Annotated in this window: 10 protein-coding genes; 6 read left to right on the forward strand and 4 right to left on the reverse strand. The window is 30.5% G+C overall.

Translation table 11 applies throughout. The features are described 5' to 3' along the window. Window positions 1-14: 14 nt before the first annotated feature. The 5 genes from B2217_RS03780 to B2217_RS03800 all read left to right on the forward strand — a co-directional run bounded on the left by B2217_RS03780 (window position 15) and on the right by B2217_RS03800 (window position 7,603). The gene (locus tag B2217_RS03780) at window positions 15-1,865 is read left to right on the forward strand and encodes a monovalent cation:proton antiporter-2 (CPA2) family protein (protein ID WP_180905541.1); all 1,851 of its coding nucleotides are present in this window, start codon (window positions 15-17) and stop codon (window positions 1,863-1,865) included. Then, window positions 1,846-2,850, forward strand: a complete 1,005-nt coding sequence (locus B2217_RS03785) for a glycosyltransferase family 9 protein (RefSeq protein ID WP_180905540.1) — start codon at window positions 1,846-1,848, stop codon at window positions 2,848-2,850. Before B2217_RS03780 ends, B2217_RS03785 begins: the two co-directional genes overlap by 20 nt. Window positions 2,851-2,907: 57 nt before the next feature. Then, window positions 2,908-3,957 carry an alkaline phosphatase family protein gene (locus B2217_RS03790; protein WP_180905539.1) on the forward strand — a complete coding sequence of 350 codons (1,050 nt, stop codon included), beginning with the start codon at window positions 2,908-2,910 and terminating at the stop codon, window positions 3,955-3,957. A gap of 440 nt (window positions 3,958-4,397) precedes the next feature. Beyond that, complete coding sequence (locus tag B2217_RS03795) at window positions 4,398-7,082, forward strand: reprolysin-like metallopeptidase (RefSeq protein WP_291122110.1); 2,685 nt, start codon at window positions 4,398-4,400, stop codon at window positions 7,080-7,082. Between the two features lie 71 nt (window positions 7,083-7,153). Continuing rightward, window positions 7,154-7,603 (forward strand): hypothetical protein, encoded by a 450-nt coding sequence (locus B2217_RS03800; protein WP_180905537.1) that lies wholly within the window; start codon window positions 7,154-7,156, stop codon window positions 7,601-7,603. A gap of 146 nt (window positions 7,604-7,749) precedes the next feature. On the opposite strand, the gene B2217_RS03805 is transcribed toward B2217_RS03800, so the two are convergent. Both B2217_RS03805 and rnr read right to left on the reverse strand, forming a co-directional pair. Continuing rightward, on the reverse strand, window positions 7,750-8,433 hold the full coding sequence (locus B2217_RS03805; RefSeq protein ID WP_286478574.1) for a LysE family translocator: 684 nt from the start codon (window positions 8,431-8,433) through the stop codon (window positions 7,750-7,752). A 41-nt stretch (window positions 8,434-8,474) separates the two neighbouring features. Then, complete coding sequence (rnr, locus tag B2217_RS03810) at window positions 8,475-10,634, reverse strand: ribonuclease R (protein WP_291122111.1); 2,160 nt, start codon at window positions 10,632-10,634, stop codon at window positions 8,475-8,477. Window positions 10,635-10,912: 278 nt separating this feature from the next. Here rnr and B2217_RS03815 point away from each other — a divergent pair, with 278 nt between their 5' ends. Further along, window positions 10,913-11,710, forward strand: coding sequence for a glycosyltransferase family 25 protein (locus tag B2217_RS03815; protein WP_280049795.1), 798 nt, complete (start codon window positions 10,913-10,915; stop codon window positions 11,708-11,710). A 134-nt stretch (window positions 11,711-11,844) separates the two neighbouring features. Here B2217_RS03815 and asnA read toward each other — a convergent pair whose 3' ends face one another. Further along, window positions 11,845-12,849, reverse strand: a complete 1,005-nt coding sequence (asnA, locus tag B2217_RS03820) for an aspartate--ammonia ligase (RefSeq protein WP_286495665.1) — start codon at window positions 12,847-12,849, stop codon at window positions 11,845-11,847. A gap of 233 nt (window positions 12,850-13,082) precedes the next feature. Next, window positions 13,083-13,523: a ribose 5-phosphate isomerase B gene (rpiB, locus tag B2217_RS03825; protein WP_038336192.1), complete on the reverse strand. Its 441-nt coding sequence runs from the start codon at window positions 13,521-13,523 to the stop codon at window positions 13,083-13,085. Between the last annotated feature and the right edge of the window lie 542 nt (window positions 13,524-14,065).

Raw genomic sequence — 14,065 nt, forward strand, 5'->3', positions numbered from 1 at the left:
AACCTTATAAAATAATGAACGACTTTTTAGGCCAAGCATTTATTTTTCTTTTTTCCGCTGTAATCTGCGTTCCTATTTCCAAAAAATTAGGAATGGGTTCAGTTTTAGGTTACTTAATTGCAGGAGTTTTAATTGGACCTTATGTGCTGAAATTTGTTGGCAATGACGGAACAGACATTATGCACGCCACAGAATTTGGTGTAGTAATGATGCTTTTTTTGGTCGGATTAGAACTTGATCCAAAGGAATTCTGGAAGATGAAAAATAAAATCATCAACCTTGGTGGAATGCAAGTTTTGGGGACGATAATTATTGCAACTTTAGTCGGAATGTTTGCCTTGAAAATGGATTTTTCTTTGGCTGTTTCTATAGCTTTTGCAATAACCATGTCTTCAACAGCCATTATTATGCAAACACTTAGCGAGAAAGGATTGACCAAAACAAGCATTGGAAAATCAACTTTTTCTGTTTTGTTATTTCAAGATATTATGGTAATTCCAATCTTGGCAATTATTCCACTTTTAGTCGGAGATTCTTTGATTCAATCCATTGGAGATGATTCTAAAAGTTTGTTAGTTGGTGGACCAGCATTCATGAAAACCTTAGTTATTGTTGGTGCAATTACATTTATTTACGTAATTGCAAAGTACATTATTACACCTTATTTTAAGTATGTTGGACAATTACAAGTTCGAGAAATTTACACCGCTTCTGCCCTACTTTTAGTGATTGGAGTTTCAATTTTGATGCAAAAAGTTGGAATTTCTCCTGCTTTAGGAGCATTTATAGCAGGTGTTGTTTTGGCGAATAACGAATACAAACATCAATTAGAAAGTGATATAGAGCCGTTCAAATCATTATTATTAGGAATCTTTTTTATTGCGGTTGGATCGACGATTAACTTCAAATTAATTGCAGATAAACCTTTTATGATTCTTGGATTAACATTTGGAATAATGTTAATAAAATCATTAGTTTTATGGTTTATTGGAATCAAACATAAATTTGATTTTGATCAAAAATGGCTGTTCATTTTACTTTTATCGCAAGTCGGAGAATTTGCTTTTGTTATCTTATCATTGACTCGAAATTTAGATATTCTAAACAAAGAATGGTACGATCTGATGTTAGCAACAACAGCTATTACAATGGTGATTACGCCTTTACTTTTAGTATTGAATGAGAAATTAATTCTAAAATATTTTGGTGTAAAAACAAAAGTAAAAACAATCATTGAAAACGATAAAATAAATCCAAATTCAGCTGATGGACAAATTATCATCGCAGGTTTTGGAGATTTTGGAAATACAATTAGCCGTGTATTGAAAAGTACTGGAATAAAATCAATTGTTTTGGATAACGATAGCGAGCGTGTAGAGAAAATGCGCAAACAAGGTTTTAATGTATTTTATGGTGATGCAACAAATGTTAACTTACTAAAATCGGCTGGTGCTGAACATGCAAAATATTTTGTAGCTGCTTTGGATCCTCCAGAAATTAATCAAAAATTAGTTTATATTGTTCGTAAAAACTTTCCGAATTTAGAAATTATTGTTCGTGCAAAAAATCGTAGTTATGCGTATAATTATTTGAAAGATGGTATAGACGAAGTTTATCGAGAAAACTTTTTCTCATCTGTTTACGTTGGTAGACAAATCTTAATAAAATACGGTTTTTCTCATGAAGAAGCATCTAAAATTGGTGAAATTTTCATAAAAAGTGACCGAAAGTCGTTACGTAAAATTGCAAAACATGCCGAAAATTCTGATCAATATTTTGAAGCATCTAAGCAAGAATTTGAAAAGCAAATGAAAATGGTTGCAAAAGAAATTAACAATAGGAATAATGGAGAAAACGAATCATAAAAAACTATTAGTTTTACGTTTTTCTGCTTTGGGCGATGTCACAATGATTGCTCCTGTTTTACAAGAGTTTATTGAACAAAATCCTAATGTCGAAGTTTATGTTGCTTCGCGTCCTTTTATGGGAAATATTTTCAAGCAATTTCCTCAAATCAAATTTATTTCAGTTGATTTGAACAAAAAATACAAAAGCTTTTTTAGCTTGTTCAAATTATACAAAGAATTAAAACAATATAATTTTAATTATGTTGCTGATTTTCATAATGTAATCCGATCAAAAGTAATTACAACATTGTTTCAACTTAATGGAACAAGAACCGCTACTTTAGACAAAGGTCGTACAGAGAAAAGAGCTTTAATCAATCAAAAAAATCGCGTTTTTAAGCAATTAAAATTAACAACTGAACGCTATGCTGATGTTTTACGTCAACTTGGTTTTAACGTCGATTTAAAGCATAAAATCGAACCAAAATCGATTAAGGAACCAAAATCAATTGGAATTGCTCCTTTTGCAGCCTTTACAAGTAAAATGTATCCAATAGAAAAGATGAAAATCGTAGCGAAGAAATTAACTGAAAATGGGTACAAAATTTATTTGTTTGGCGGTGGAAAACCTGAAATTGATGAATTAAAAACATGGGAAAATTTCAATCCAAACATCAAATCTTTAGCTGGAACCATCTCTTTTGAAGAAGAATTACAAGCAATTGCTAAATTAGAAGTAATGATTTCTATGGATAGCGCAAATATGCATTTAGCTTCGTTGATGGGAACGCGCACGATTTCTATTTGGGGTGGAACGCATCCGTTTGCCGGATTTTTGGGATATGGACAATCTATGAATGATGTGATACAAGACGAATCGATGAAAATTCGTCCGACTTCTATCTTCGGAAAAGATCCAAAAAAGTTTAAAAACTATGATTATTTTCAAAATTTGAGCGCCGAAGAAGTTTATCAACAAATCGTTGATAAGTTAGAAAAATAATATTTTTAAAAGCATCATATCGATGCTTTTCCTATTTTTATAAGAAATTAAAATCACATGAAGTATACATTTCTTATTCTTGCCTTCTTCTCAAATTTTTTATTTGCTCAAGAACCGAAAGTTATTTTGGTTACGTTGGATGGTGTTCGTTGGAAAGAAGTTTTTCGTGGAGTTGAAAAATCAATTTTAAATGATAAAAAATACAACTCACTTATTGTTCAAACTAATGAAAAATATTGGACAGAAGATTCTATAAAACGTCGCGAATTATTGATGCCATTTACATGGAAAACAATTAAAGAAAAAGGAGTTATTTTAGGAAATCGTGATGAACAAAATTTTGTTAATCTTACCAACAAAAGATTATGGTCTTATCCTGGATACAACGAAATAATTACAGGAAAATCTGATGATGAGCGAATTAAAAATAACAAAGATATTCCGAATCCTAATGTTTCAGTTTTTGAAATTGCAAATCAGCAAAAGAATTTAAACAATAAAGTAATGGCTTTTGGAAGCTGGAGAATGTATACTAATATTTTCAATCAAGAGCGTTCTAAATTGTTTGTAAATGCTGGATATCAAAATAGTTTTAATCAAAATAAATCTGAACGAGAATTGCTTATCGAACGTTTTCAGTTAGAAACGCCAAAACAATGGTGGGGAACTAGATTTGATATTTTTACGCACGAATTTGCCTTAGAAGCCATGAAAAATCAGAAACCTAAATTACTTTTTATAGGTTATGGAGAAGCTGATGATTACGGACATGATGAAGATTACGATCAATATATCACTTCGATAAACCGCAACGATCGTATGATTGAAGAATTATGGAATTATGTCCAAAGCGATCCATTCTATAAAGATCAAACAACTATTATTATAACAACTGATCACGGGCGTGGAAATGGAAACGAGTGGACTGATCACAATGATGAAGTAAAAGGTTCTGACGAAGGATTTATTTTGCTGATTGGAAACGGAATTAATCCTAAAAATTTCAAACAAAAACAAACTTATCTCAATCAAATTGCCTCTACAATTGCTGATTTAATGAAAGTAAAAACATGGAATTATAAGGATTCTGGTAAATCATTACTATAAGGAAAATATAAATACAGAAAGATAAATTAGTATTAATACTTCTTTTAGCATTCCTAAAATTAAATGTTAAATGAAGTATTAATAATGAATCTTCACGTTTTCAAATAAACGATAAAAAAACATCGAAAGAATTCTAAAATCGAAAAATCAGAAAAAGAAGATAAATTTCTTGTGAAAATTGTAAACGATTTTTTAATATTCTATCTTTTTTAATTGATTTTGTAATTACCAACAAACAAATCTTTTAAAAGAGAGAAAAAAGTAGCTAATAAAATTATGTTGAGTAACCGAATTTTATGTTAATATTTTCTTAATTAAGAACCTTTGTGTAAATTTTATTCATTTTAAATCAACTACATAGGTTTATTCTCTAAATTAATACCTCACTATTTTTTTTATAATTTTTAATCTTAATTTAGATAAACATTAAAACATTAAAAATGAAAAAAAAATTACTCGCTACAAGCTTAGTCTTCGGACTATTTTACACAAATGCAAATGCACAAAGTAATTCTCTAAATGAAGTTTTAACGGCAGGTTTTCCTACAAGCAAAATCAAAACCGTAAATCTATCAAGATTAGAAACTCAACTACAAGGTACGTTACAAAACAAATCGAAATCTTTCGAAGTAAGCATCCCTGGTTTGAACAAAACGCAAAAAACTTTTACTATTGTTGAAAATCAGGTATTATCTCCAGAATTACAAGCAAAATATCCTAACATCAAAACTTATGTAGGATATTCTTCAGATAATTCTCAAGACAAAATTGTTTTATCTTATTCTCCTTCTAAAGGAGTAACAGCATTAGTTCTTTCTCCTAACAATAATTATTCTATTGAAAAAAAGAATGGAAATTACGAAATTCTAACATCTAAGGAAAGTAGTATTTTAGGAAATTTTGAGTGTGGTTCTGAAGAGAATTTAAAAACATTCTTAGCAGCAAAAACAGCTAACTCTAGCAACAACAATCCTCTAGGAGTAAGAAAATATAAAATAGGTGTAGTTACAGATTTTGATTTTAATAAATCTCAAGTAGCAGAAGGTGAAATACCTACTAAAGAAACTTCTATGCTAGCTATCGCAAATGTTCTTAATGTTGTGAATTTTGTATATGGTATAGATTTAGCCATAGAATTAGAATTAGTTGATGGTACAGATGAACTTTCTATTCTAACAAAAGAAGATGATAAATATTATTTTTTCAATTTTCTGGGAATAGAAGTAACAAACTTAAATGATTTGACCCAAAAAATATTAGACGACAAAATAGGTTCTGCAAATTATGACGTAGGGATTGTTTTGACAGGAAAAACAAATGGCGGTAAAGCAGGATTAATAGGAAGTGTTTGTAATAATAGTGTAAAAGGTTCTACTTACGCAGGAAATGTAGGTCATTCAGCGTACAAGGCGGCTATGATAGTTGCACATGAGTTAGGTCATCAATTTGGAGCAAATCACGTTCACGCAAGAGCAGAGGAAACTGGAGCTAATGTAGAAACAGGAAGTGGCGTTACTGTAATGGGATACCCAGGTGTTACTGGAAATCATGATGTTGTACCTGATTTTGTTTCTCAGTTTAATCACCATAATCTTAAACAAATTAATGATTATTTAGCAACAACTTCTTGTGGTGTTTTTACACCTAATAATAATACACCTCCTGTAGTTACAGTAGAAAAAAGCGAATATAATATTCCTAAAGGAACAGCATTTAAGTTAAAAGGAACAGTATCTGATGCAGAAAGTCCTGATTTTCTTATTTCAAATTCTTGGGAACAATCAGACCCTTTATTAGGAAAATATACAGGTAATTGGGTTGATACAAGCAGAAACAACACAGAAGGAGCAAACTTTAGAGTTTATCAACATCAAAGTTCACCAATAGCTTATTTCCCACCAATATTAAATGTTGCAGAGGGACAGTTATATTCTACTTGGAATACAGTATCTGATATTGCAAGAGATATGAATTTTACATTACAAGCAAGAGATCTGATAGATTTTGGCACGTCGAAGCTTAAAGGACAAATCGCATCTGAGAAAGTAAAAGTTTCTGTAAAAGAAGAAGGACCTTTTAAAATTACAAATATTGACCTTAATCAATCTATAAAAGCAGGAACTCCTTTTGAAGTGAAATGGGACGTCGCAGGAACAGACAGTGGTAATATTAATGTCAAAAATGTAGCTATTAAATTACTTAATTTTGAAGCGAATGTTAACACAATAGAAGATGCATATACAATATTAGCAAGTAATGTACCTAACACAGGTTCTGCAATTGTAACAATTCCTGAAGGAACTGAGACATCTAAAGCAAATATTATTGTAGAAGCTGTAGATAATATATTCTATGCAGCAAGTCCTAACGTTGCTGTTAATAGATCAATAGAATTGGTATGTAAAACATATGATGTAATTTCTTCTCCATTAACAATACCTGATATGACAGGGCAAAATGCAGGAATTCTAAATTTACCAGCTCTTACAATTGACAATTATAATGGAAATATTGAAAATTTCTCTATCCACACAGATATTACACACGCAAACCAAGGTGAACTTGCTTTTTTGATGGGAAAAGAAAATGTTGATAAAGGATATCAATTCTTGAATTATGCGAATTGTTCAGGAAAGCCAAATATGACTTATGAATACAATAGCTATGGAGGAAACACTTTCGAAAACTGTGGTGTAGCAGGTGCAAAAATCACAGCTATTGGAACAGATTTAGCGAAGTATTATAATGAACCAGCAAATGGAACATATTATTTTAGATTAGCAGATATATCACCTTCTAACCAAGGAACAGTTAACAAATTAAGTGTTGAATTTTGTACAATAAAATCTGAAAAATTAAGTATTTCTAACATTCAAGCGAATAATGAAGTAAAAGTTTATCCTAATCCAAGTAATGGAAATTTCTACATTCGTTTAAGTGCTGGTGCATCAAAAGTAAATGTAAATATTTTAAACATTATAGGACAATCTGTATATAGCAAAGATTACACAACAAACTTCTCTAATGAGATAAAAGTAGAAGTAGGACATTTACCTAAAGGAGTTTATATTGTAAAAACTGATGATGGAAAACAACAACAAACTAACAAAATCATCATTAAATAATAATTTTTAACCAAACAACTTAAATCCAACTGAAAATAAATTTCAGTTGGAATTTTTTATCATATTTAGCTATGAGAAAAATATTTTTTTTACCAATATTGATAGTTCTTAATTTATTATCTTGTTCTGTAAACACTAAACAACAAAATTTTCAACAAAAAGAAATTCAATATGAATTAATTTTAATGCTCAAAGAAAATTCAGTACAAACAGATCAAGAAATAGAAATTATAACTGACATACAAGATTTTACAAAAATTTATAAACAATTAAACTTAACCAGGTTTCCCGGAATTCCTATTCCTAAAATAGATTTTGAAGAAAATAGTATTCTCGTTATCAATAAGAAATTATCTGAAGATATAGAATTTACAGACATTGCGTTGGATAAAATTATTCAAAATAAAGAATGTATCAAGGTTTCTACCAAATTACACAATACAACTATGAATATTAGTAATAAAAATAGAGTATTAAAATTATATAAAATCCCTAAAATAGAAACATCTATTTGTAACTAAATTTAAACCAATATAAAAAATCATTTATTAAAAAATTACCTTTACAATTGCTGACTTGATGAAAGTAAGAACATGGAATTATAAGGATTCTGGAAAATATCTTCTATAAAAAAATCCGATCAAGAATCTCGATCGGATTTATATTTCTAACTTGTTTGTTCTTGATTAATAAGCTGATGCTCTATCTTTTGATCGATTTCTTTAAAGAATCCGAAGCCTTTTAGGATAATGATTAATCCAAAGATTAAAAGACAAATTCCGACTCCTTTTCGTACCATAAATACTTTTTGATCGGTAAAACGTTTTTGAAGTTTTCCTGCCAAAAATATTTTTCCCAAATCGATTACAAAATAGGTGGTCAAAACAACTCCCATATAGAGCATAAAATCGCTTGGATTTGGATATTGGATCATAATTGAAGAGACAATTACAAACCAAAAAACAATGACTCCGATATTCAACAAATTCATGATGAATCCATTAATAAATGTTCTCAAATAATTGTTGCTTACAAATCCCGCTTCGCCTTCTATATGTAGCTTTGGTTTAGAGAAATACATGAAAATTCCGTAAATCAATACAAAGAAACCTGCAATGATATAAATGCGGTAAAACTTTGGATGATTGGTCACATAATCTGTAAAATCTTTACTTCCGTAATAGGCTGCTGCAATACACAAAATATCAGCTGCAATAACTCCCAAATCTAGGACTACAGCGGTTTTCCAACTTCTACGCAAACTGGTTTCAATAAGTAAGAAAAATACAGGTCCAATAAGAATTGTACTTAACAAAAAACCTATTAGTATGGCCGAAAATATTATTTCCATAACATAATTAAGGTCTGCAAGATAAGTCTAAAATATGAAACTTAAGCATCAACTAATTCAAAATCTAATTGCTTCTTGATTAAATCAGCATTTAAAACTTTGATTCTAACCGGACTTCCTAACTGATACTTCACGCCAGTTCTTTTTCCAACTAATGCATGATTTTTTTCGTCAAAAACAAAATGATCGCCTTTCATCGCACGAGAACGAATCAAACCTTCGCAACGCGTTTCTGGAATTTCAACAAAGATTCCATAATCTTGTACGCCTGTAATAAACGCATCAAACGTTTCGCCAACAAATTGCTCCATGTATTTTACTTGCATGTATTTGATTGACTCACGTTCTGCTTCTGCGGCAATTTTTTCGCGAGATGAACAGTGTTTTGCTTTGTCTTCGTAAACAGCCGCTGCAGGAGATTTTTTACCGTCTAAATAATCTTGCAACAAACGGTGCGCCATCATATCTGGATAACGACGAATTGGCGATGTAAAATGCGTGTAATAATCGAACGCCAAACCGTAATGTCCAATATTTTCTGTTGTATATTTTGCTTTCGCCATTGTTCGCATAGCCAAAGTTTCCACCATATTTTCTTCTGGTTTTCCTTTCACTTCTGCTAACAATTTGTTCATCGAATTAATAGTTGTTTTACGGTCTCCAATCTCTAATTCGTAACCAAATTGACGAATAAAATTCTTTAAGTCTAATAATTTATCTGGATTCGGATCATCGTGAACACGATAAATGTAAGTGTTCGCATTTTCTTTTCCGTTTTTATCTAAACTGATGAATTCAGAAACTTTTTTGTTACATAATAACATGAATTCTTCAATCAATTTATTCGAATCTTTCGAAATTTTGAAGAAAATTCCTTGTGGATTATGCGCTTGATCTAAATCAAATTTTACTTCAACTTTATCAAAATTAACCGCTCCATATTTCATACGTTTTTGACGCATTGTTTTTGCTAAACGATCTAAAGTCAATATTTCATCTTTAAAATCTCCATCTTTTCCTTCGATAATTTCTTGTGCTTCCTCGTATGTAAAACGTCTGTCTGAATGCGTTACTGTACGACCAAACCATGTTTTTACAATCTTTGCATTATCATCCATTTCGAAAACTCCCGAAAACGTATATTTATCTTCGTTTGGACGCAAAGAACACGCAACATTCGACAGCACTTCTGGCAACATTGGCACTACTCTATCCACCAAATAAACAGAAGTTGCACGCTTGTATGCTTCTTGCTCGATCAACGAACCTGGACGAACATAATGCGTAACATCAGCAATGTGAACACCAATTTCCCAGTTCCCGTTCTCTAATTTTCGTATTGATAAAGCATCATCAAAATCTTTTGCATCTTTCGGGTCGATTGTAAATGTCGTTACATTTCGCATATCTCTACGACGAGCTGCCTCGGCTTCATCTATCGAAGTATCCAACTGATTTGCTTCTTCTTCTACTTCCTCTGGAAATTGTGCTAGCAAATCGTATTCTAACAAAATCGCATGAATTTCTACATCCGTATCATCTGGACTACCCAAAACTTGCGTGATTTCCCCAAATGGTGAATTAGATCCTTCTGGCCAGTTTGTTAATCGAACCACAACTTTTTCTCCTGGTTGAGCATTTTTAATTTTCTCTTTCGGAATAAAGAAGTCGTGATTACCATTTTGCATCGTTACAAAACCAAAATTTCCATTCTTTCCTAACTCGAAAATTCCTGTAAATTCAGTTTTATTACGCTCGACAATTTCTACAATTTCTCCTTCTGCTCTCGATTGATTGGCATGTTTTTTTGGATAAACATATACGCGAACTGTATCGCCCATTAAGGCATTTCGCGTTTTTCCTTTTTGTACAAAGACATCTTGTTCAAGACCATCAATCATAATATAAGCACTCCCTGAAGAAGTCAAATCCGCAATTCCAACCATATAATCATTGGTCGCATTGATTTTGTATTTTCCTCTTTCTACTTCAGAAATCTTTTTGTCAGCTAATAAAACATTCAAATTCTTAATCAATAATTCTGTATCAATTCGATTTGTTAGGTTTAAAGCTGCTGCAATTTGTTTATAATTTAAAGGTTTATTCGGATTTTGAAATAAAACTTCGATGATAGACTTCGTAAACTTTGTTATGTTTTTGTCTTTTTTCGCCTTTGTATTTTTAAAATTTCTTCTTGGCATAATTTGTTTTCTGTCAAATCTCTTCTTGTTTTTTCGAGATTTATTTTAAAATAGTTAATAAATAAACACCTTAATTATTTGATTATCAAATTATTTTTAATAACTATTGATAAGATGTTAATAAACAACATAACCACTGCAAAGGTAATATATCCTTTTTCTAAAATAACAATTTACAGCCAATTCTATGTTACGGAAAGGATAAGATTACTTGTAACGTTTTGATTTATTGCGAAAATTGAGCCAAAAAAACTATTTTTGCATTGATAATTAATTGAATGAAAACTAAACCATTATACCAAACCTACTTGATTAACCTTGATCGAGCTACGGATCGACTTGAATTGATGCAAAAAGAATTCGAAAAATGTGAGATTACTTACGAAAGAATTTCTGCTGTAGATGCCAAAACTTTGGATTCGTCAACCTATAAAGTAAAAAATAAATATGACCGCGATTTAGTTCCTGGAGAAATTGGTTGTTATTTGAGTCATGTGAAAACGCTAGAAACTTTTTTGACTTCTGAAAATTATTTTGCTTTGATTATAGAAGATGATGCTATTTTGGTTAATGATTTCAAATCTGCTGTAGAAAAAGCAATGATTCAATATGATGATTTAGAAAGAAAAGATCATTGGGATGTTTTGAAGTTGTTTAATGGAAAACGAAAACATATCAAAATAGCTGATGTTGACCAAAAATATATAATTGCAGCTTGCGGAACGAGTATTCCAATCACAACAATTGCTGCCATTTGGACAAGAAAGGCCGCAGAAAAATTTTTGAATAAAATTAAAACTCCACTTCCTACAATTCAACGTCCTATTGATTGTGATTTACAGCATGCTTGGGAATTTGATTTAAGAATTTACAACCTTCTTCCATCGCTTGTTAAACCAGCTCCAGTAGAAACGCAAATTCAGATTAATCGCAGTTTAAGAAAGTCTAAATTTCCAAAACAAATTCAATACGAATTGAATCGATTATTTCCTAAATATTTCTATTTGATTAATCATCATGGTTTCAAAAAATTCTATGATAGTTTTATTGTGAAGAAAAATGAAAGAATTTCTTAATCAACAATTATTACACTTATTAAGTTACTGAATTAAAATAAATTAACAACCTTTATCAACAGTTATAAACATTGTTAATTTCGATATAAAATACAAAAATAGCAGTTTCAAAAATTTTGAAACTGCTTTTTCATTTATAATAATTCGATGCTTTCTTCTTTTAATTTTTCTTTTACTTTTCCGTCCCAAATACTCGCTTGTACTTCGCCAATATGTCGAGATTTCAACATAAACATACACATACGAGATTGTCCAATTCCACCTCCAATTGATTCTGTTAACTGATCATCTAACAACATCGAGTGAAATAATAAATTTTTACGATCCGAAAAATCTCTAATTTCTAATTGTTTGGTCAAAGCTTCTTTATCTACACGAATTCCCATCGAGGATAACTCGAAAGCAGATTCTAAAACAGGGTTCCAAACTAAAATATCACCATTAAGACCTCTAAAACCAGCACTGTTTTCTGTACTCCAATCGTCATAATCAGCGGCACGTGCATCGTGTAATTCTCCATTACTCAATTCTCCTCCAATTCCGTAAATAAAAACAGCTCCAAATTCTTTACAAATTGCATTTTCACGTTGTTTCGGCGTAAATGTTGGATACTTTTGTAGTAAATCTTCAGACGAAATAAATGTAATTTGTTCTGGTAAAACAGCTTTCAATTGTGGATATTTCGCCTCTACATTTTGCTCCGTTTTTTTAATAACTTTATAAATCGATTTTACTGTCGAAAAAAGATAATCCAATTGACGATCTTGTGGAACAATTACTTTTTCCCAATCCCATTGATCCACATAAATAGAGTGAATTGGCGAATAATCTTCGTCTGGACGCAAAGCGCGCATATCTGTTATAATTCCTTCGCCTGGCTCAATTTCTAATTCTTTCAAACGAATACGTTTCCATTTTGCCAAAGAATGTACAACTACCGCATTTTTATCATTCAAAGATTTTATAGGGAATTTTACAGGTCTTTCGATACTATTCAAATCATCATTAATACCTGTTCCGTCCAAAACTACCAATGGTCCAGAAACTGGAATAATGTTTAATTCTTTTTGTAATCCTTTCGAAAATTCTTCTTTTACAAAAGAGATTGCTTGTTCTCTACGTAATAATGCTCTGCTCATCTTTTTAATCTTTAAATGATTTGTTTTTTTAACTGATGTAAAAGTAGAACAGCTAAAATCAATAAATATACTATTGACTTAAATTGGTTTAAAAATATTTAATTTTAAATATAAAATATTATTTATACTTAACTATTTAAACTTTATAATAGTTTTAAATTTAATTTTTAAAATATAAATCGGTCAACTCTTACGAATTGACCGATTTTATATCTTATAATAGATGTATAAAATTATCCGTTGTATGAACAAGCAATTTTATCTACGCGTCCTTGGTGACGACCACCTTCAAATTCTGTTGCTAAAAATGTATTCACAATTTCTTCTGCATATTCATACGCAATAAAGCGTGCAGGTAAAGTTAACACATTTGCATTATTGTGTTGACGAGCTAACTTGGCAATATCCATCATCCAACATAATGCAGCACGAATTCCTTGGTGTTTATTTGCAGTCATTGTAACGCCTTGCGCACTACCACAAATCAAAATTCCGAAATCTGCTTTTCCATCTTCCACAGCTTGTGCCGTTGGGTGTGCAAAATCAGGGTAATCAACACTCGCTGTTGAGAACGTACCAAAATCCTCAACCTCAAATCCTTGACTTGTTAAAAAGGGTACTAATTTCTCCTTATAATCGAACCCAGCATGGTCCGCTCCGATTGCAATTTTCATTTAATTAACAGGTGTTTTTGTTGTTTTTGTTTAAATAATTGTAAATCAAATGTTAAGTAAAAGTAACAACTTGTTAAAAGATGATTGAATAAAACTAATAACTTTTCGAGAGAAAAATTTGGAAATCTGATTCAAAAAATCAATTAGAAATAAATCAATACAAGTCAAGTAAAAGTTTTCATTTTGGCATAAAAGATTTACACACCGTTATGAATAGTTTTCACAAAACTTCTTTTTAACAAAAGTTGTTTATCAACCAAAATGATAAATTGTTGATAGAATATCTAACTCTTTCATTACAAAACAAAATTACAAATAATAGCTTGTTAATTGCTATTAAATAAAATTTATCTCACTTTAGTTATCCACATATTAACAGTGCTAATAATAGTAACATTTTTTTCTTTTTTTAAAATTTAAAAATTAATTAAACTATATATATTATTATGAATTGTTAATAGTTGAAAATTGTATTGAATGATTTTAAGTCTCAAAATGAAAGTTTGATTACTTTTGTGTAGTTCAAAATTTCAAATCAAAAT

It is taken from the genome of Empedobacter sp. UBA7620 (assembly GCF_002484185.1).
In the GTDB taxonomy this organism is placed as follows: domain Bacteria; phylum Bacteroidota; class Bacteroidia; order Flavobacteriales; family Weeksellaceae; genus Empedobacter; species Empedobacter falsenii_C.

Coding starts and splice junctions, on each gene's coding strand:
- asnA (WP_286495665.1), bottom strand. CDS start 12,849: ATGAGCAGAGCATTATTACGTAGAGAACAAGCAATCTCTTTTGTAAAA.
- B2217_RS03785 (WP_180905540.1), top strand. CDS start 1,846: ATGGAGAAAACGAATCATAAAAAACTATTAGTTTTACGTTTTTCTGCT.
- rnr (WP_291122111.1), bottom strand. CDS start 10,634: ATGCCAAGAAGAAATTTTAAAAATACAAAGGCGAAAAAAGACAAAAAC.
- B2217_RS03795 (WP_291122110.1), top strand. CDS start 4,398: ATGAAAAAAAAATTACTCGCTACAAGCTTAGTCTTCGGACTATTTTAC.
- B2217_RS03815 (WP_280049795.1), top strand. CDS start 10,913: ATGAAAACTAAACCATTATACCAAACCTACTTGATTAACCTTGATCGA.
- B2217_RS03805 (WP_286478574.1), bottom strand. CDS start 8,433: ATGGAAATAATATTTTCGGCCATACTAATAGGTTTTTTGTTAAGTACA.
- rpiB (WP_038336192.1), bottom strand. CDS start 13,523: ATGAAAATTGCAATCGGAGCGGACCATGCTGGGTTCGATTATAAGGAG.
- B2217_RS03780 (WP_180905541.1), top strand. CDS start 15: ATGAACGACTTTTTAGGCCAAGCATTTATTTTTCTTTTTTCCGCTGTA.
- B2217_RS03800 (WP_180905537.1), top strand. CDS start 7,154: ATGAGAAAAATATTTTTTTTACCAATATTGATAGTTCTTAATTTATTA.
- B2217_RS03790 (WP_180905539.1), top strand. CDS start 2,908: ATGAAGTATACATTTCTTATTCTTGCCTTCTTCTCAAATTTTTTATTT.